The organism is Herbiconiux aconitum, assembly GCF_024979235.1.
In the GTDB taxonomy this organism is placed as follows: domain Bacteria; phylum Actinomycetota; class Actinomycetes; order Actinomycetales; family Microbacteriaceae; genus Herbiconiux; species Herbiconiux aconitum.
On the sequence record NZ_JANLCM010000001.1, the window covers coordinates 1,622,147 to 1,638,283 of the forward strand.

The 16,137-nt window shown below is 69.7% G+C and carries 20 protein-coding genes; 8 read left to right on the forward strand and 12 right to left on the reverse strand.

The features are described from left to right. Window positions 1–20: 20 nt before the first annotated feature. The 4 genes from N1027_RS07585 to N1027_RS07600 all read right to left on the reverse strand — a co-directional run bounded on the left by N1027_RS07585 (window position 21) and on the right by N1027_RS07600 (window position 3,396). Window positions 21–794 (reverse strand): MBL fold metallo-hydrolase, encoded by a 774-nt coding sequence (locus N1027_RS07585; protein WP_259506656.1) that lies wholly within the window; start codon window positions 792–794, stop codon window positions 21–23. A 35-nt stretch (window positions 795–829) separates the two neighbouring features. Beyond that, window positions 830–1,321 carry an FBP domain-containing protein gene (locus N1027_RS07590; protein ID WP_259506657.1) on the reverse strand — a complete coding sequence of 164 codons (492 nt, stop codon included), beginning with the start codon at window positions 1,319–1,321 and terminating at the stop codon, window positions 830–832. A 277-nt stretch (window positions 1,322–1,598) separates the two neighbouring features. Continuing rightward, complete coding sequence (locus N1027_RS07595) at window positions 1,599–2,366, reverse strand: SDR family oxidoreductase (RefSeq protein ID WP_259506659.1); 768 nt, start codon at window positions 2,364–2,366, stop codon at window positions 1,599–1,601. 82 nt (window positions 2,367–2,448) lie between these two features. Then, window positions 2,449–3,396: a CPBP family intramembrane glutamic endopeptidase gene (locus tag N1027_RS07600; RefSeq protein WP_259506661.1), complete on the reverse strand. Its 948-nt coding sequence runs from the start codon at window positions 3,394–3,396 to the stop codon at window positions 2,449–2,451. 73 nt (window positions 3,397–3,469) lie between these two features. Here N1027_RS07600 and N1027_RS07605 point away from each other — a divergent pair, with 73 nt between their 5' ends. Continuing rightward, a complete protein-coding gene (locus tag N1027_RS07605) occupies window positions 3,470–3,697 on the forward strand; it encodes a hypothetical protein (protein WP_259506663.1) in 228 nt (75 codons plus the stop codon). On the opposite strand, the gene N1027_RS07610 is transcribed toward N1027_RS07605, so the two are convergent. Both N1027_RS07610 and N1027_RS07615 read right to left on the reverse strand, forming a co-directional pair. Beyond that, entirely contained in the window at window positions 3,694–3,906 is a 213-nt protein-coding gene (locus N1027_RS07610; RefSeq protein WP_259506665.1) for a helix-turn-helix domain-containing protein, read from the reverse strand. The two genes, N1027_RS07605 and N1027_RS07610, sit on opposite strands and share 4 nt — an antisense overlap. Next, on the reverse strand, window positions 3,906–4,382 hold the full coding sequence (locus tag N1027_RS07615) for a DUF2975 domain-containing protein (RefSeq protein ID WP_259506667.1): 477 nt from the start codon (window positions 4,380–4,382) through the stop codon (window positions 3,906–3,908). Before N1027_RS07615 ends, N1027_RS07610 begins: the two co-directional genes overlap by 1 nt. Before the next feature lie 104 nt (window positions 4,383–4,486). Here N1027_RS07615 and N1027_RS07620 point away from each other — a divergent pair, with 104 nt between their 5' ends. From N1027_RS07620 to N1027_RS07630, 3 genes are all read left to right on the forward strand, one after another. Continuing rightward, entirely contained in the window at window positions 4,487–5,311 is an 825-nt protein-coding gene (locus N1027_RS07620; RefSeq protein WP_259506669.1) for a ferritin-like domain-containing protein, read from the forward strand. Between the two features lie 92 nt (window positions 5,312–5,403). Next, entirely contained in the window at window positions 5,404–5,631 is a 228-nt protein-coding gene (locus N1027_RS07625; RefSeq protein ID WP_259506671.1) for a hypothetical protein, read from the forward strand. A 9-nt stretch (window positions 5,632–5,640) separates the two neighbouring features. Then, entirely contained in the window at window positions 5,641–6,342 is a 702-nt protein-coding gene (locus tag N1027_RS07630; protein WP_259506673.1) for a Pr6Pr family membrane protein, read from the forward strand. Window positions 6,343–6,345: 3 nt separating this feature from the next. Here the strand turns inward: N1027_RS07630 and N1027_RS07635 are convergent, their stop codons facing one another. Beyond that, on the reverse strand, window positions 6,346–7,029 hold the full coding sequence (locus N1027_RS07635; RefSeq protein WP_259506675.1) for a hypothetical protein: 684 nt from the start codon (window positions 7,027–7,029) through the stop codon (window positions 6,346–6,348). A 41-nt stretch (window positions 7,030–7,070) separates the two neighbouring features. After that, window positions 7,071–8,453, reverse strand: a complete 1,383-nt coding sequence (locus tag N1027_RS07640) for an LLM class flavin-dependent oxidoreductase (protein ID WP_259506677.1) — start codon at window positions 8,451–8,453, stop codon at window positions 7,071–7,073. 207 nt (window positions 8,454–8,660) lie between these two features. Between N1027_RS07640 and N1027_RS07645 the strand changes: the two genes are divergently transcribed. After that, window positions 8,661–9,599, forward strand: a complete 939-nt coding sequence (locus N1027_RS07645; RefSeq protein WP_259506679.1) for a putative endonuclease domain-containing protein — start codon at window positions 8,661–8,663, stop codon at window positions 9,597–9,599. A gap of 63 nt (window positions 9,600–9,662) precedes the next feature. Here N1027_RS07645 and N1027_RS07650 read toward each other — a convergent pair whose 3' ends face one another. Together N1027_RS07650 and N1027_RS07655 are read right to left on the reverse strand one after the other, a co-directional pair. Next, complete coding sequence (locus N1027_RS07650) at window positions 9,663–9,998, reverse strand: LysR family transcriptional regulator (protein ID WP_259506680.1); 336 nt, start codon at window positions 9,996–9,998, stop codon at window positions 9,663–9,665. 23 nt (window positions 9,999–10,021) lie between these two features. Continuing rightward, on the reverse strand, window positions 10,022–10,336 hold the full coding sequence (locus tag N1027_RS07655; protein WP_259506681.1) for a hypothetical protein: 315 nt from the start codon (window positions 10,334–10,336) through the stop codon (window positions 10,022–10,024). Window positions 10,337–10,471: 135 nt separating this feature from the next. On the opposite strand from N1027_RS07655, the gene dgt reads away from it, so the two are divergent. Continuing rightward, on the forward strand, window positions 10,472–12,037 hold the full coding sequence (gene dgt / locus N1027_RS07660) for a dGTP triphosphohydrolase (RefSeq protein WP_259506682.1): 1,566 nt from the start codon (window positions 10,472–10,474) through the stop codon (window positions 12,035–12,037). Between the two features lie 12 nt (window positions 12,038–12,049). On the opposite strand, the gene N1027_RS07665 is transcribed toward dgt, so the two are convergent. After that, window positions 12,050–12,859, reverse strand: a complete 810-nt coding sequence (locus tag N1027_RS07665; RefSeq protein WP_259506684.1) for a dienelactone hydrolase family protein — start codon at window positions 12,857–12,859, stop codon at window positions 12,050–12,052. Window positions 12,860–12,966: 107 nt separating this feature from the next. On the opposite strand from N1027_RS07665, the gene N1027_RS07670 reads away from it, so the two are divergent. Then, window positions 12,967–13,905: a 5'-3' exonuclease gene (locus N1027_RS07670; RefSeq protein ID WP_259506686.1), complete on the forward strand. Its 939-nt coding sequence runs from the start codon at window positions 12,967–12,969 to the stop codon at window positions 13,903–13,905. A 21-nt stretch (window positions 13,906–13,926) separates the two neighbouring features. Here N1027_RS07670 and N1027_RS07675 read toward each other — a convergent pair whose 3' ends face one another. Then, window positions 13,927–14,568 carry a dihydrofolate reductase family protein gene (locus N1027_RS07675; RefSeq protein ID WP_259506687.1) on the reverse strand — a complete coding sequence of 214 codons (642 nt, stop codon included), beginning with the start codon at window positions 14,566–14,568 and terminating at the stop codon, window positions 13,927–13,929. Window positions 14,569–14,649: 81 nt separating this feature from the next. Between N1027_RS07675 and N1027_RS07680 the strand changes: the two genes are divergently transcribed. Beyond that, entirely contained in the window at window positions 14,650–16,134 is a 1,485-nt protein-coding gene (locus N1027_RS07680; protein WP_259506689.1) for a glycosyltransferase family 39 protein, read from the forward strand. The last annotated feature ends 3 nt before the right edge of the window (window positions 16,135–16,137 follow it).

The window sequence follows — 16,137 nt, forward strand, 5'->3', positions numbered from 1 at the left end:
GGCGGCGGGTGTCGTGCCCGCTAGAGGGTGCGGGACTCTCCGGGGGCCAGCAGCACGAGGCGATCGCTGAGGTTCGCCACCTCGAAGGCTGCCGCGAGAGAGGCCTGCGACTGGGTGAAGTGCGCCCAGCCCTCGCTGTGCACCGGCACCACCGCGCGGGCCCCGAGGATTGCCGCCGCCTGCGCCACCTGAGGACTGGTGAGCGTCAAGTAAGCGTTGAGCCGTGCGACACGAGCGCCACCGCCGAAGAGCACGGCGATCTCCACCGGGCCGAGGTGGTGCGCCACCTCCTCCACCACGCGCAGCGACGCGTTGTCGCCGCTGACGTAGGTGGTGGGCACGCCCTCGCCCTGCAGCACGAAGCCGATCACGGGCCCCGACGACGCTTCCATGCCATCGGGCCCGTGGATGGCGGGCACCGCGACCACCCGCAGCACGCCGCCTTCGGGGCGCAGCAGCTCGGTGTGCGTCCAGGGCCCGACGCCGACCGCGTTGCCGCCCAATCGCTCGGCTGCCAGCTGCGTCGTGACGACGATCGGCACCCGGGGGAGGTAGGCGCGACCTGCCTCATCGAGATTGTCGGGGTGCTGGTCGTGCGAGAGCAGCACGGCGTCGATCGCCCCGACGTCGTCGGCTGAGACCGCCGGACCGGTCACCTTCGTCAGTATCGACGCGCCCGACGGCTGCGGCCCAGGCGGGCTGAAGGTCGGGTCGGTGAGAAGGCGAAGGCCCCCGATCTCGATGAGGGCCGTCGGGCCGCCGATCAGCTGGACGGTGACGTGTGACGTGGTCATGCATCCATGGTGCCTCCTGGCGGCCCCGCCCGCGCTCAGCCTTCGTGCAGAACCTCCGCTGCGAACCCGGCCGCGCGCATCCGGAGGTTCGCGATGCGCTCGTCGCGGGCCGCTTCGACGTCGAAGCCGACGTAGGCCACCGGCGGTGTCTTGCGCACGTTCGCCGAGCACTCGAACTCGGAACACACGAGCGTGCCCACCGTGTTGCCGTTGCGTCCGCCTGCGCCGGAGCGGCGCGCGCTGAAGAACACGACGTCGTTCGGCAGGTGCACGTCGCGGCACCAGGAGCATTGCGCCCGGGTGCGCGGGGTGGCCTCGGCCTGCCGCAGCATGATGCCCACGGGTTCGCCGTCAACCGGCACCACGACGAAGGCGCGCCGCGGGTTCTTGCGGTCGCGCCAGCCGAGGTAGTCGAGCTTCGCCCAGTCGATCTCGTCGAAACCGGCGGGCAGGGTCAGGTCGTTCAGTTCTTTGCGCGTCGCGTTCACGAACGCTGCGCGGATGGTGCTTTCGCGGAGGGGGAGCATGGATGTCGCCAATCGATTCGGCCGGCGCCCGCACGGCGAAGAGCGGTGCGAGACGCGGGCGGAGAAAAAAGAAATCGAGGTGCAGACGACTATCTGATGCCGGCGGACGACGCGCCGACGACCTCCGATCGCCCCGAGGGCGTAGCGGCGGAAGAACGGATGCTCACCCCTCCAGGGTACGCGCCTTCCGCGACCGAGGGCGCGGGTGAATGCACTCGTCCCCCGAGCGCAGGCCAGGAAGGCGCGCTCGGGCACGAATGGCGCAGGGCGCGGCGGGTTATGCCGGGAACGAGGAGGTCAGCCAGTCGGCGAACCGCGTCGGCCCGTACTGCTGCACGGTCACGCGGGGGTCGTTGCCCGGGGTGAGTGACTCGTCGGTGACGCTGCCGCCGAAGTAGCCCAGCTCGTCGGCCACCACGACCGTGCGAGGGTCGCCCTGGGCAGCCAGCACCCGGGTGCCGAGCTCGGCGAGGCGGAGCGGCTCCGGCCCGGCCAGCTCGATCACGCCGTTCAACGGCTCGCCGGTGGCGACGACGGCGAGGGCGGCCGACACGTCGGCGGCGGCGATCGGCTGCATCAGCACCGAGGAGAGCCGCACGACGTCACCGTCGGCGCCGCCCTCCGCGAGGGCCGAGATGAACTCGAAGAACTGCGTCGCCCGCACGATGCTGGAGGGGATCGGACCGGCCGACGCGATCTGTTCCTGCGCGACCTTCGCCCGCATGTAGCCGATGTTGGGCATCCGGTCGGCTCCGACGATCGAGAGCACCACGTGGTGACGCACGCCCGCTGCGGCGGCCGCCTCGACGATGGTGCGGGTGGAGGTCTCGAAGAATTCGAGAACCGGGGCGTCGTCGAACGAGGGGGAGTTGGGGATGTCGACGACCACGTCGGCGCCGCGGAGCACGTCGGCCAGTCCGTCGCCGGTGATGGTGTCGACACCGGTGGAGGGGGAGGCGGGCACGGTCTCGTGTCCGGCCTGCCGGAGGAGTTCGACGAGTCTGCCGCCGATGAGTCCGGTGCCGCCGATGACCACGATCTTCATGAGATTGCCTTTCGTTCGCTGGAGGAGCTTCCGGGGCCACGCGGAGTGCGTGGTGACCCGTTCCTCCACTACGACCGAGTGGTCATCCGTCTTGTGACACGAGAGCGACCTCCCGCGTCGCACGCGACGGCGGGTAGGGAGCCGTGGTCGTCACGCCCGCTCTCCGGCCCCACCAGGTGCTGAACACCGCGGCGGCCACGCAGAGCGCCATCGGCAGCAGCATGATCGGTCCGCCGGTGCCGTCGCCGCGCTCGAACACCTGATCGGTCTGGCCCATCAGCGCGGTGGGCACGAGCAGCAGCACGTTGTTGGTGGCGTGCACGAGAACCGGGGCTTCGAGCCCGCCGGTTCCGCGGGCGGCGAAGGAGGCGGAGGCGCCGAACACGAAGTAGTAGGCGATGAGCCACGGATCGGCGGCCGCGTGCGCCGTCGCGAACAGCGCACCCGACACGATGGTGCCCACGACGAAAGCGGCGATCGGGCTGCCGAACCACGAGCCGACGGAGCGCTGGATGAGTCCCCGCGCGCCGAACTCCTCGCCCGCCGATTGCAGCGGCGTGGTGAAGAGCACGATCAGCACCATCGCGATCACCGAACCGGAGAGATCGATCGGGTCGATCGGCCCGAGGAGCAACGAGACGCCGACGTACACGATCCAGACGGGCACGATCACGGTCGCCAGCCGCCCCAGCCACCGCCAGCGGAACCGCCCCACCACCGACGAGAGCCAGCGTGGCCGCACGCCGAAGAACGCCCACTGCAGCAGCATGGCAATCGGCCAGAGCGACGCCAGTGCGAGGTTGTTGGCGAGCATCAGCGCCGGGGTGAGGGTGAGCGACCCGCGTGCCAGTTCGTCCATCGTGTACTGGCCCGTGGCCAGATCGATCAGCACGGCCACGGCGCTGAACAGGAACGACGTCACGAAGTACGCCGCCACGAGGCACAGAATGGCGAGCACCCCGCGCCACCAGGCCGGGGCGACGTGCAGTGCGTGGTCGTAGGTGACGGTCGGAGGCGCGATCGTGCTCATGCGTCCAGGCTACGGCCGCCCTGAAGGCGCGCGACTATTGGCCCCGCCGTTCTCGGAGAGGGATACTGCCAGCATGGGAATCGAAGAGTGGTGGCCCAAACTCACGCCCGCGACGCGGGAGTGGCTGGCCGACAACAACGGCGACGCGGTGCCGGCCGAGATCGTGGGAGAGATCACCCGGGTGGCCGGCGTGATCGACTCCGATGCCTGGTGGTTCGGCGACACGGATGCCTCGGGCTTCTTCTTCTCCGACGCGGGGGTCGATTGGATCGAGGCCGCAGCCAACGGCGAGAACCCCTAGACGTCGTCGGGCACGTAGCTCAGGATGTCGCCCGGCTGACAGCCGAGCACCTCGCAGATGGCGTCGAGCGTCGAGAATCGCACCGCCTTCGCGCGCCCGTTCTTCAACACCGACACGTTCGCCACGGTGATCCCGATGGCCGCGGCGAGGTCGGTGACCGACATCTTCTTCTTCGCGAGCTCCACGTCGAGGTTGATGACGATGCCCATCAGACCACCTCGGCGAGCTCGCTGTGCAATTGGATGGCCGTGTGCAGAAGCTGCCGCATGACCACGACGAGCAGGGCCAGGGCCGCCCCGGCTCCGGCGGTCACCGCCGCGAGGATCGCGATCGTCACGCCCGCCGGTGTCTCCGTCGCACGCGCGAGCAGGAGGTAGACCAGCGTCGCGGTCCCGATCGCGGCGGCCGTGGCCAGCGCACCGATCGCGGCGTTCACCCAGCGGTCGGAGTGCCCGTGCTCCTCGAAGATGCGCTGGTCGCGCACCATGCCGAGCAGCATCCAGACGCACGCGATCACGATCTCGACGCAGACGATCGCCGCGATCGCGAACGCCGTCACCACGACGGCGGGCACCGGCGCGAGAGCCGACTCGGCCACGGCGTGGGCGAACAGCTGCGCCACGATCGACGTGGCGAACAGTGCGACGAGCAGCACACGGAGCGCGACGAGTACCGGTCGTGTCATGACAACTCCCTTATCGAAAAACGTGCGTTTCATATCGTTATTCGATACGTTAACACCTCGAACGCGGCAGGGACAACTGCCGTGAGCCGAATGAGGGAGTCAGGATGCGTCAGCAGGAGTTGTCGAAGACGAGCACGAACGCGACCACGGAGGCGAGCGCAGGCACCAGCGCCTTCGCGGTGTGGGCGGACTATTTCGAGGCCAACCTGGCCCGACACGACCGTTTGGATGCGCACATCCCGTGGGGGTCGGCGTCACCTCTCTCGAGCGCTGACCGCGTGGCCATCGCGCAGTCGCTGCAGCGGTTCGAGTTGGGTGAGCGCGGCGAGGGCACAGGCCTGATGTCGAAAGCCGGGGTTCGTGGCGACGTCGTCTACGACGCAGCGCTCGTGCTCTTCGTGCAGGAGGAGCAGAAGCACTCGGCGCTGTTCGGAAGTGCGTTGAAGCGCTTCGGGGTGGAGCCGCTCGCGGAGCACTGGTCCGACGGCGCGTTCGTGGTACTCCGCCGATTGATGGGGCTGCGCACCGAGATCACCCTGTTCCTCATCGCCGAGACGGTGGCGCTCGAGTACTTCGGTGCCTTGCACGGGTCGCCCGACCCGGTGATCCGAGGGGTGGCCGAGCGGGTGCTGACCGACGAGGTCGAGCACATCCGTTTTCAGATCGACCAGCTGCGCGCCGGCTTCGAGCGGGTGTCGCCGGCGGGGCGGATGCTCGCGGCGGCCGCGGCCTGGACCGTGGCGCTGGGTGCGGCCACGGTCGTCGCCTTCGACCACGGCCCGGCGCTCCGCGCCTGCGGCCTGCGCCCGCTCACGTTCTGGGGCCGGGCGCTCCGGCACTTCCGTCTCGCGGCCGGCCCGGCGTTCCGCCTCGGTCGCCACGCCGCCGGCGCCGCCCCCCACGGCCCGACCGTCCCCGCCCCTCGCTAGCGGGTGCGGGGACACCCCCTCCCTCATCGCGACTCGCCACTATCCGCCCTCTCGCGGCGAGAACAGGGCGGATTCTGGCGAGTCGCGAGGAGGTGGCCAGCGCGTCAGGCCGCCCGCACGAGTGGCAGGGGGCGCTGGGCACGGGCATCCGTTCGATGCAGGCATCCGGATGCGCTGACTCCGGCATCGAGGCAGAACGGCTCGCCGGGGCCATGGTCGCCGCCATCCAGGGCGGGGTCGTGGTGATGCGTTCGACCGGCACCACCGACCATCTGGAGTCGGCCCTCGAGGTGATGTTCACGCAGCCCCAGCCCGCGTAGGGTGAGGCGATGGCCGCCGATCGCACTCCATCCGAGCCGTCGCCGAAAACCCCCGACGTGGGCAGACGCATCGCAGGAGTCGTGCGGTTGATCGTCGGCGTCGGTCTCGCCGTCACCATCGGCATCCAGATCGGCGACCGTGTTGCGAACAACGCGTTCGACCCCTGGGAGTACTTCAGTTACTTCACCATCGAAACCAGCCTCTTCAACATCGTCGTGCTGCTGGTGGGCGGCGTGCTCGCCCTGCGATTCGCACGCGATCCGCAGCTCTTCACGACGGTGCGGATGGCGACGCTCACCTACGCGATCATCACCGCTGCCGTCTACAACCTGCTGCTGCGGAACATCCCGCCCACGGGCTACCCGGGGCTCGACTGGCCGAACGAGGTGGTGCACGTCTGGGTACCGCTGCTGCTCCTGCTCGACTGGTTGCTCGCACCGGGCCGGCCGTCGCTGCCCTGGCGGTCGCTCTGGATCGTGCCGATCTACCCGGTCGCCTGGGCCGTGTACACGTTCCTCCGGGCGGCGGCGAGCGGCGGCGCGATCTATCCGTATCCGTTCCTCGACCCCGCGACCGACGGCTGGCTGAGCGTATTCGTCTACATCGTGGCGCTCACCGGGGTGCTCGTGGGGCTGGGGGCGCTCGCGGTGGCCTACACGCGCATCCGTTCCCGCCGTCTCGAAGGGCTACCCGCGCGTCGCGTGGCCTGACGATCAGCTCGGGTACAGCGGCACGTGATGTTCCCAGACCTGGTCGTAGTGCCTGCCGCCGAGATACACCGTCACGATGAGCCAGACGAGTCCGGCCGCGACACCCACCGCGATCATGACGGAGTATTCGGCGCCGAGCGACATCGCCAAGGCGCCGGCGAAGAGCCCCACCAGGGCGGTGTTGACGACCGCGACGAAGATCATGCTGCTCGCCAGCAGCTGGGCGACCTCGGTGCGGCGCGGGAGGAAGAAGTAGTAGGTCTGCGTCGACCCGATCCGGTCGTCGTGCCGCGACGCCATGAAGTACTTCTCGATGCCCGGGTCCATCTCGGCGTAAGCGCCGCGCAGGCGGTTCATGGCGATGACGTACATGAGGTCTTCCATGCCGACGGCGAACACCCTGATCTGCGTGAGGAAGCCCACGAAGCAGACGAAGCCGATGATGCCGAGCGAGAACCCCGAGAACGAATCGGCGAAGTCGGTCACCTGGCCGATCAGGGCCAGGCTCACCAGCCCGGCCGAGACGAGGGTGAAGAAGATCGCGATGCGGGTGAGCACCTCGTTCTGAGCCGTGCTGCGGGCCGCGAGCAACCCCCAGTGCTCGGTGGCGAGGAGTTGCGCTCGCACCGAGACGGGTACAGGGTCGGGGCCGGTCGCGGCCGCGGGGTCACTCGCATGCGAGCCCATACGTCATTGTGCTCCCCGCGCCCGGCGCGCGGCAATGGGTCCTAGGAGCGCACCGCCTGACCCACCGTGAACCGCGCCCCGTTGTGCTCGGCCGGCAGGCGGTCGCCGCGGCCGTGCAGCTTGTTGCGCAGGGTGCCGGGCGCGTAGCCCTCGGGGTAGGCGCCGCGCTTGCGGAGCTCCGGGATCACGAAGGTCACGATGTCTTCGAAGGTGCCGGGGGTGATGGCGTACGCGAGGTTGAAGCCGTCGACATCCGTCTCCTCCACCCACTCCTGCAGCTGGTCGGCGATCTCCTCGGCCGAGCCGACGATCAGGGGGCCGAGGCCACCGATGGCGCCGAGCTTGGCGATGTCGCGCACGGTCCATTCCTTGCCGTCCTCGTTGGCCGACTGGAAGTTCGACACCGCCGACTGGATGGCGTTCGACTTCACGTTGCCGATCGGCTCGTCGAGGTCGTACTGCGAGAGATCGATGCCCATCCAACCCGACATGAACACGAGTGCGCCCTCCTCGCTGGCGTAGCGCAGGTAGTCGGCGTGCTTGGCGTGCGCCTTCTCACTGGTCTCGTCGGTGATGATCGTGAGCAGGGTGTAGATCTTGGCCGAGTCACGGGGCCGGCCGGCCGCCTCCAGCGCGTCGCGGATCTTTGCGACCGTGCCCTTCAGCACCGCCTTGGTGGGGGCGGCGACGAAGATCGCTTCGGCGTTACCGGCCGCGAACGCGATGCCGCGGGGGCTCGCGCCGGCCTGGTAGATCACGGGCGTGCGCTGGGGCGAGGGCTCGGCGATGTGGATGCCCGGAACGGTGAAGTGCGTGCCGTGGTGCCCGATCTCGTGCACCTTCGACGGGTCGGTGAAGACTCCGGATTCCCGGTCGCGGATGACCGCGTCGTCTTCCCACGAACCCTCCCACAGCTTGTAGAGCACCTCGAGGTATTCGTCGGCCACGTCGTAGCGCTGGTCGTGCTCGAGCTGGTCGTCGTGGCCCATGTTGCGGGCGGCGCTCGGCAGGTATCCGGTCACCACGTTCCAGCCGACACGCCCGCCGGTGAGGTGGTCGAGGGTCGACATCCGGCGGGCGAAGGGGTACGGATGCTCGTACGCGGTTCCCGCGGTCACCCCGAATCCCAGGTTCCGGGTCACTGCCGCCATGGCCGAGATGAGCAGAACCGGGTCGTTCACCGGCACCTGGGCGCCGTGCCGGATGGCGGCCTCGTTCGAGCCGCCGTAGACGTCGTAGGTGCCGAGCACATCCGCGATGAAGATGCCGTCGAACGAGCCGCTCTCGAGCAGCTTGGCGAGCTCTGTCCAGTAGGAGATCTCCTTGTAGCGCCACGACTGGTCGTCGGGGTGCCGCCACATCCCCGAGGACTGGTGGGCCACACAGTTCATGTCGAAGGCGTTGAAGCGGATCTGCTTGCTCATACAGCCATGCTCTGCGCCCCTCCTTCCCCTGTCCAACGCCCCGCCACATTCCGTCACACTCCGCGCACCCACTCCCATCGCCCGCGAAGTCGCTCTAAGTCGCCTCTGATGGCACCACAGAGCCGACTTAGAGCGACTTCGCGAGCTCTATGCGTGGGGGTGTGGATAAGTTCTGCAGGGGAAGGGCGGAATCGGCAGGATGGGCGGATGCCGCGACCCGAGCCCCTGCCCGCCGAGCTGTCGGCGCGGGCGTTCACCGTGCGAGAAGGGCTCGCCGCAGGGCTGAGCCGCGACCGGATGCTCGGAACCGACCTCGCACGCCCGTTCCGCGGGGCGCGGGTGGACGCCCGCGCACAGGTGACTCTGCTCGGGCTCTGCGCTGCGTACGCGGGCCGGGCCCCGGCGTCTCACGTGTTCAGCCACGTGACGGCGGCACTGCTGTGGCGGGTTCCGCTGCCGCGAGGCCTCAGCGAGTCGTACACCCTCGACGTCGCGGTGCGGATGGCCGGGGCTATCCCGCGGTCTGCAGGCGTACGCGGACACCGGCTCGGCGACGCAGGCGTGCGCATCCGGGAACGGTACGGCCTCCGGGTCGTCGATGCCGCATCCGCATGGTGCCAGCTGGGCACGGTGCTCGAGCACGACGACCTGGTGTCCGCCGCGGATCACCTCGTGTTTCGCCCGCGTCGCCCCGATGGAGACGATCGTCCTTTCGTCTCCCTGGCCGAGTTGACCCGGCGGGCGGAGGCATTCGCCGGGCGGGGAGGTCGAGCGCTACGACGGGCGATCGCGGATGTGCGCGAGGGATCGGCGTCGCGCCCCGAGTCGCACCTGCGGCTTCTCCTCGTGCGCTCCGGCCTACCGGAGCCCGAGCTCAACCAGGATGTGTTCGACGCATCCGGCCGCTGGATCGCGTGCGTCGACCTGCTCTACCGGCAGCACCGCGTGGTCGTCGAGTACGACGGAGAGCAGCACCGCACCGACCCGAAGCAGTACGAGAAGGATCTGCGCCGACTCGAGTCGGTGCGCGAGAGCGACCGCACGGTCGTCCAGGTGCGCAAAGCGGGCCTCTACGGCGACCCTTCGGGAACCGCCGCCCGAGTCGCGCGCGCCCTCGAGGCCGCGGGCGTCGCGAAGTCGCTCTAGGTCGGCTCTGGATTCCTCGTTGGGCCTACTTAGGGCGACTTCGCGAGGACACTGGGGGGAGGGTCAGCGGCCCTGGCGCTTCTTGTAGGGGAGGGGCTCGCCCTTCACGGTGGGGGCGCGGCCCTTGCCCTTCGAGGCCTTGGCCTTGCCGCCGGCCTTCGTCGGTGGCGGGGGAGCGCTCGCGACGCGTCCGCGCGCCTCGGCCCGGAACGCCAGGCCCGCCTCGGTCAGCGCCACGCCCGTGTCGTCGGCCTCGACGAGCGTCTCGCCGCGTTCAGCTTCGAGCTGGGCGACGGATGCCTGGATCGTGGCGCGCGAGACGTGCTCCGCGTTCGCGGCGCGCGAGTAGTCGCCCTCGTCGGCGACCGCGAGAAAGTGCCGGAGCTGGCTGATGTCCACCAGGCCAGGCTACCCGTCGCAGGTCACGAGCCGGGTCGCCGCCTCGCCCGAGCGCGGCGGTCGAGGCTCTCGCGGATGAGCACCGTGCGCTCGTCGGGCCTCTTCAACGGTCGTTCGAGCATCCTGGCCAGCGGGGAGACTCCCACCAGCACCACGCCGAGCGTGAGGATCGCCTGCCCGAGAGCGCCGCTGATTCCCGATGCGACGGAGAGCGCCATCGCGTCGTTGCCGATGACCGCGAAGACGATCTGAGAACTGAAGGTCATCGCCAGGACGCCGAGACCCACCAGGGCCAGACCGCCGGCGAACATCTGCTGAGAACTCAATCGAGGTGGCACCGGTGCTCCTTCGCGTCAACCGACCTTTCGCCCACGCTAACGCGATCGCGGGCATCCGTCGTGACGGCACGCATCCTGGTACTCGGCACGGAGCGCGCTGTGGCGCAGAATGGGGCGAACGAACGAGGAGTGTGTGTGACCGACGACGCCCGTGTGAAACGCCGCCAGCCCGAGTCGCTCGACGACATCCAGCGGGCGGAGCATCACCCCGAGTACCGCATCGACCTCGAACGGGTGCGGTTCTCGCCCTACTTCTCGCGCCTGTCCGCTGTGACGCAGGTGATCTCGCAGGCCGGTGCGAGCCCGCTCATCCACAACCGCCTCACGCACTCGCTCAAGGTGACCGCGGTGGCCCGCGCCATCGCCGTCACGGTCGACGACACCCTGGTCGGCACGACGCCCGCCCTCTCGCCCGAGCTGTCGCCGGGCGGATGCGACGCGGTCGTCGTGCAGGCGGCCGCGAGTGCGCACGACCTCGGCCACCCGCCGTTCGGGCACCTGGGCGAGAACGTGCTGAACCGCATCGCCCGCGACACGCTGGGTCTCCGCGACGGATTCGAGGGCAACGCGCAGACCTACCGCATCCTCACGGTGCTCGATGTCTGCGACGGCGCATCCGCGGGGCTCAATCTCACCGCTGCGGTGCGCACGGCGGTGTCGAAATATCCGTGGACGCCGCAGCTGGAGGGAATGTCGTTCGACCCCGATCGCGACCACGACCCCGCCGATCTCCCGCGCGGCCTCAAGCGGGTCGGCGACGCCGTCGTGGCCCGCAAGTACTCCGCCTACTTCCTCGAGCAGGACGACCTCCTCGACGCCCGGGCCTCGGCGCCGGCCCTTGCACCCTGGGAGCAGTCGCTCGAGTGTGCCGTGATGGACATCGCCGACGACATCGCGTATTCCATCCACGACGTCGACGACTTCTACCGTGCGGGCATCCTGAGCCAGGTGGCGGTGTCGCGCGAGTTCAGGGGTTGGCTCGAGAACTCCGCCCAGCTGCGCCGGCTCGACGCGCCCGAGCTCGAGGTCGAGGGCGTGCGCAACCACGCGGGAGAGGGGATCGAGGCGCTGCGGCGCAAGATCCACCGCGACGATCCGTGGGTCGCCGACGACGACGCGTTCGCCGATGCGGTGGCCGTGGTGTCGGAGGACCTCGTCGAGGGCCTGCTCTCGACGGTGTTCGACGGGTCGATCGCGGCCGAGCGGCGGCTGTCGACTTTCACGAGCCGCTGGATCGCGCACTTCGAACGCTCGATCGTGGCTGCTCCCCCCGACACTCCGCGCACCGCCGCCATCACCCTCGACCGTCGGGCCTGGCACGAGGTGAAGGTGCTCAAGTTCGTGCACAAGCACTTCATCCTCAACCGACCCGACATCGCCATGTACCAGCGGGGGCTCAGCCAGGTGCTCGTGAGTCTCGTCAGCGCCTTCTCCGACTGGCTCGAGGATGACTACGACCGCAAACGCGTGCCACGCCGGCTGATCGAGATGGTCGACCTGGCCACCACGGGGTACGAGCGCCTCGCGGCCGAGCGCCCCTACCTGCTCGACGACACGGATGCGTCGGCGTTGCACCGTCTGGGCCGCGGGCGCGGGGTCGTCGACTACGTGGCGTCGCTCTCCGACGGCCAGGCGATCGCGGTGGCCGAGGCCCTGAACGGTCGCACCGACCGTCTCTGGGACATCGGGCAGAGCCTCTGATGTGGCGTCGACTCAGGCCGGGGTGAGGTGGGTGCGGAGGAACGCGACCACGCGGGCGCGAGCGAGTAGGGCCGGGTGCCCCGGGGTGTCGCGCACCTCGCTGGTGAGCACCGAATGAGCACGCTGCGAGAAGCCACCCGGGTTGCCGGGGGAGGAGTCGAGCTCGATCACCTCGAACGCGTCACCGAGGCGCCGCGAGAGGGCTTCGAAGCGCGGGCGCGGGGAGTTGCTGTCGTCGGAGAACCGCAGCCCAAGGGCGCAGAACCCGACGGAGTCCGCTCGCGCGGCGACCTGGTCGAGCTCGCCGGCTGACAGCCCGGGATCGGCCTGCCGCGCCTTTCCGAGCGGGAACGGCGCCGCCGGCTGACTGACGATGGATGCGAGCACCGCGTCGTCGACCGCCGCCGCGAGCGCGAACCCGCCGGTGAAGCACATCCCGATCACGCCAACACCCGCGCCGGGCGTGCGGGAGTTCAGATCGGCGGCGACCGCCCTCACGAACGCCGCGATGGGTCGCTTCGCGTCGAGCGCGAACGCCCGGAACTCCGCACTCACGCAGATGCGGGCGATCGTGCGCAGCGTGTATCCGGGGCTCCCCTCCTTCTCCGGCACCCCGAACGGCGAAGGCACCACCACGGTGAACCCCTCGTCGACGAGGTGCTCGGCGAGGCCCAGCACCTGCGGCGTGATGCCGGGCAGTTCGGGAATCAGCACGACGCCCGGGCCCGACCCTTTCTCGTAGCAGTCGTAGGTGCTGCCCCCGCCGGTGAAGGGGGAGCGCACCCATCCGTCGAGGGTGGACGTGGGGGCGACTCCGGTCATGCCCCTATTCTGCTGAACGAGAGCGCCGATGGGCAGACCGGGAGGGGATGCTCAGACGGATGCCGCGCAGACCTGCGCCGGGCGGCGCATCCGTGTCAGGATCGGCTATGGCCGATCGACTGATGCTTCTCGACACCGCGTCTTTGTACTTCCGGGCGTTCTACGGTGTGCCCGACACCATTCGGCGGGCCGACGGCACGCCCGTCAACGCCGTGCGGGGTCTGCTCGACATGATCGCCCGGCTCACCACCGACTACGACGCGACACATCTCGTGGCCTGCTGGGATGACGACTGGCGGCCGCAGTGGCGGGTCGACCTCATCCCGAGCTACAAGGCGCACCGGGTGGCGGAGGTGGTCGCCGATGCGCCCGACGTCGAGGTGGTGCCCGATCCGCTCGAGGCGCAGATCCCGATGATCCGCGAGACGCTCGCCCTCGCCGGCATCGCGGTCGTCGGCGCTCCCGAGCACGAGGCCGACGACGTGATCGGCACGTACGCGAGCCACGCTGATCTGCCGGTCGATGTCGTCACGGGCGATCGCGACCTCTTTCAACTCGTCGACGACGCCCGAGGTGTCCGGGTGATATATACCGCTCGCGGCATGAAGAACCTCGAGGTGCTGACCGACTCGGTCGTCGTGGGCAAGTACCGCGTGCTTCCCGAGCAGTACGCCGACTACGCGACCCTGCGCGGGGACTCCAGTGACGGCCTGCCCGGGGTGGCCGGCATCGGCGAGAAGACCGCGGCGGGTCTGCTCGGCGAGTACGGCACGCTCGACGGGCTGCTCGCGGCGGCGACGGATGCGCACGGCGGAGTCTCCGCATCCGTTCGGCTGAAGCTCGAAGCGGCAGCCGACTACCTGGCGGTGGCGCCGACGGTCGTGAAGGTGGTGCGCGATCTGAAGCTGCCGGGCCTCGAGGAGGCCGGTGCGAAGCTGCATCCGGTGACGGGCGACGATCGCGCCGAACTCGAGCGGCTCGCCGAGGACTGGAACCTCGGCGGCGCGGTCGGCCGTCTGCTCACAGCCCTCGATCGCACCGCCTGAGGGCGACAGATCGCCGTCGGGTCAACGGCGGAACGTGACGTGGATGATGCCGCTCGGCGCGGTCTCCGTGGTGACGGTGTAGCCGGTGTCGAGGCCGCGCAGCTCATCCCACAACCGGATGCCCCGACCCAGCAGGATCGGCGTGATGCCGACGTGCAGCTGGTCGATGAGCCCGGCCTTGAGGAACTCGCGCACCGTGCTGGCGCCTCCGCCCACGCGGATGTCCTTTCCGCCCGCCACCGCGTGCGCCCGCTCGAGCGCCTCCTCGGGGCTCGCGGAGATGAAATGGAACGCGGTACCGTTCTCCATCTCGAGGCTGGGGCGCGCGGTGTGGGTGAGCACGAACACCGGAATCCGGAACGGCGGTTCGTCGCCCCACCAGCCGCGCCAGTCGGGGTCGTCGGGGAAGGTGTGGAGGCCGAACATCCCGGCTCCCATGATCTCGGCACCCACCTCGGCGAAGTAGGCCTCTGCGTAGTCGTCGTCGACCCCTGTGGTGCCCGCGCCCGTCGTGTCGTGCAGCACGCGCTCGTGGAAGGTGCGCGTGGAGACGTAGGCCTCCACCAGTCGCCCCCAGTCCAGCCCCATCGGGTTCTCGGGTGTCTGGTCGGTCGTGGTGGCGAACCCGTCGAGCGAGATGTTGAGATCGGCGCGAACGGCCATGGTGTCCCCCCAGAAAAATCACGATTGCGAGTGCAATCCCCACTATGGTCGTTCCTCCCACCGCGCCGCTAGCATGAGCGCATGACGGCGGGGGCGCTCGGCGAACCACGGCCGGCCCGGTTCTCCTGGGCCGCGGTGGCCCCGGCTGGCGCCGCGCTCCTGGTGGCGCTCGCCGCCACCGCGAACCTCTACGGTTACCACCGCGACGAGCTCTACTTCCGGGTGCTCCCGCGGGCCTCGGGCTACGTCGATCAGCCGCCCCTCACACCGTGGCTCGCCCGCACCTTCTCGGAGGTGATCGCCGACGAACCGTGGGCACTGCGCATCCCTGCCGTCATCGCCGCCGTCGCCACCGTGTTCGTGGTGGCCCTCGTTGCCCGGGAGGTCGGCGGCGGCGCCCTCGCGCAGGGCCTCGCCGCCTGGGGTTACGGCTTCGGCGTGTTTCCGTTGCTCTTCGGCCACGTCTTCCTCACCACCTCCCTCGACCTCCTGGTGTGGCCGCTGGTGACCCTCTTCATCCTGCGCGCGGTGCTGCGCGGCGAAGGCCGGTGGTGGCTGCTCGCGGGGCTCGTGGTGGGGCTCTCGCTGAACAACAAGCTGCTCATCGTGCTTCTTCTGGCAGCGGTGGCCATCGGCCTGGCGGTCGCCGGTCCACGACGGGTGTTCCGCACGCCCTGGCCCTACCTGGCGCTCGCCGTGGCCGTGGTGGCCGGCGCTCCCGCCATCCTCTACCAGCTCCTGAACGGCCTGCCGCAACTCACCATGGGCGCTGCGCTCTCGGCCGAGAACGGCGGCGAGGTGCGCACACTGATGTGGCCCTTCCTCGCCCTCCTGATCGGACCATCGCTCGTCGTGTTCTGGGTGGTCGGCCTGATCGCCCTGTTCCGCCGCCCGGGCTGGCGCACCCTGCGTTTCCTCGCCGTGGCCTTCTTGGTGCTCCTCGTGCTCGTCTTCGCGTCAGGATCGCAGTTCTACTACCCGCTCGGCCTTCTCTCCGTCGTGTTCGCGATCGGATGCGTGCCCATCGCCGACTGGGCTCGCACCCGCGGGAGGCGAGCAGTCGCGATCGCGGCGGTCGCGCTGAACGCCGTGGTGAGCATCCTGATCTCCCTGCCGGTCGTGCCGCTGGGGATGCTCGGCACCACCCCGATTCCGGCGATGAACCAGGCGGTGGCGGATCAGGTCGGCTGGCCCCGCTACGTCGAGCAGGTCGAGCGCGTGGCCGCCGAGGCGCGGGCGACGGATGCCGGCACCATCGTGCTGGCGAGCAACTACGGCGAGGCCGGGGCACTCGACCGCTTCGGCTCGGAGGCCTTGCCGCCTGTCTACAGCGGGCACAACGCCCTCGCCGATGGTGCACCCCCGCCGCCGGAGACCCGCACCGTCGTGGTGGTCGGCGGCCAGTACGGGTGGGTGCGCTCGGAGTTCGCGAACTGCGAGGTGGTCGACCGGTTCGACAACGGGGTCGACGTCGACAACGAGGAGCAGGGCGAGCCGATCGCTGTGTGCCGCGATCCGCTCCGCCCGTGGAGTGCCGTCTGGACGCGTCTGGCGCACCTCAGCTGAGTT

Coding starts and splice junctions, on each gene's coding strand:
- N1027_RS07585 (WP_259506656.1), bottom strand. CDS start 794: ATGACCACGTCACACGTCACCGTCCAGCTGATCGGCGGCCCGACGGCC.
- N1027_RS07590 (WP_259506657.1), bottom strand. CDS start 1,321: ATGCTCCCCCTCCGCGAAAGCACCATCCGCGCAGCGTTCGTGAACGCG.
- N1027_RS07595 (WP_259506659.1), bottom strand. CDS start 2,366: ATGAAGATCGTGGTCATCGGCGGCACCGGACTCATCGGCGGCAGACTC.
- N1027_RS07600 (WP_259506661.1), bottom strand. CDS start 3,396: ATGAGCACGATCGCGCCTCCGACCGTCACCTACGACCACGCACTGCAC.
- N1027_RS07605 (WP_259506663.1), top strand. CDS start 3,470: ATGGGAATCGAAGAGTGGTGGCCCAAACTCACGCCCGCGACGCGGGAG.
- N1027_RS07610 (WP_259506665.1), bottom strand. CDS start 3,906: ATGGGCATCGTCATCAACCTCGACGTGGAGCTCGCGAAGAAGAAGATG.
- N1027_RS07615 (WP_259506667.1), bottom strand. CDS start 4,382: ATGACACGACCGGTACTCGTCGCGCTCCGTGTGCTGCTCGTCGCACTG.
- N1027_RS07620 (WP_259506669.1), top strand. CDS start 4,487: ATGCGTCAGCAGGAGTTGTCGAAGACGAGCACGAACGCGACCACGGAG.
- N1027_RS07630 (WP_259506673.1), top strand. CDS start 5,641: ATGGCCGCCGATCGCACTCCATCCGAGCCGTCGCCGAAAACCCCCGAC.
- N1027_RS07635 (WP_259506675.1), bottom strand. CDS start 7,029: ATGGGCTCGCATGCGAGTGACCCCGCGGCCGCGACCGGCCCCGACCCT.
- N1027_RS07640 (WP_259506677.1), bottom strand. CDS start 8,453: ATGAGCAAGCAGATCCGCTTCAACGCCTTCGACATGAACTGTGTGGCC.
- N1027_RS07645 (WP_259506679.1), top strand. CDS start 8,661: ATGCCGCGACCCGAGCCCCTGCCCGCCGAGCTGTCGGCGCGGGCGTTC.
- N1027_RS07665 (WP_259506684.1), bottom strand. CDS start 12,859: ATGACCGGAGTCGCCCCCACGTCCACCCTCGACGGATGGGTGCGCTCC.
- N1027_RS07670 (WP_259506686.1), top strand. CDS start 12,967: ATGGCCGATCGACTGATGCTTCTCGACACCGCGTCTTTGTACTTCCGG.
- N1027_RS07675 (WP_259506687.1), bottom strand. CDS start 14,568: ATGGCCGTTCGCGCCGATCTCAACATCTCGCTCGACGGGTTCGCCACC.
- N1027_RS07680 (WP_259506689.1), top strand. CDS start 14,650: ATGACGGCGGGGGCGCTCGGCGAACCACGGCCGGCCCGGTTCTCCTGG.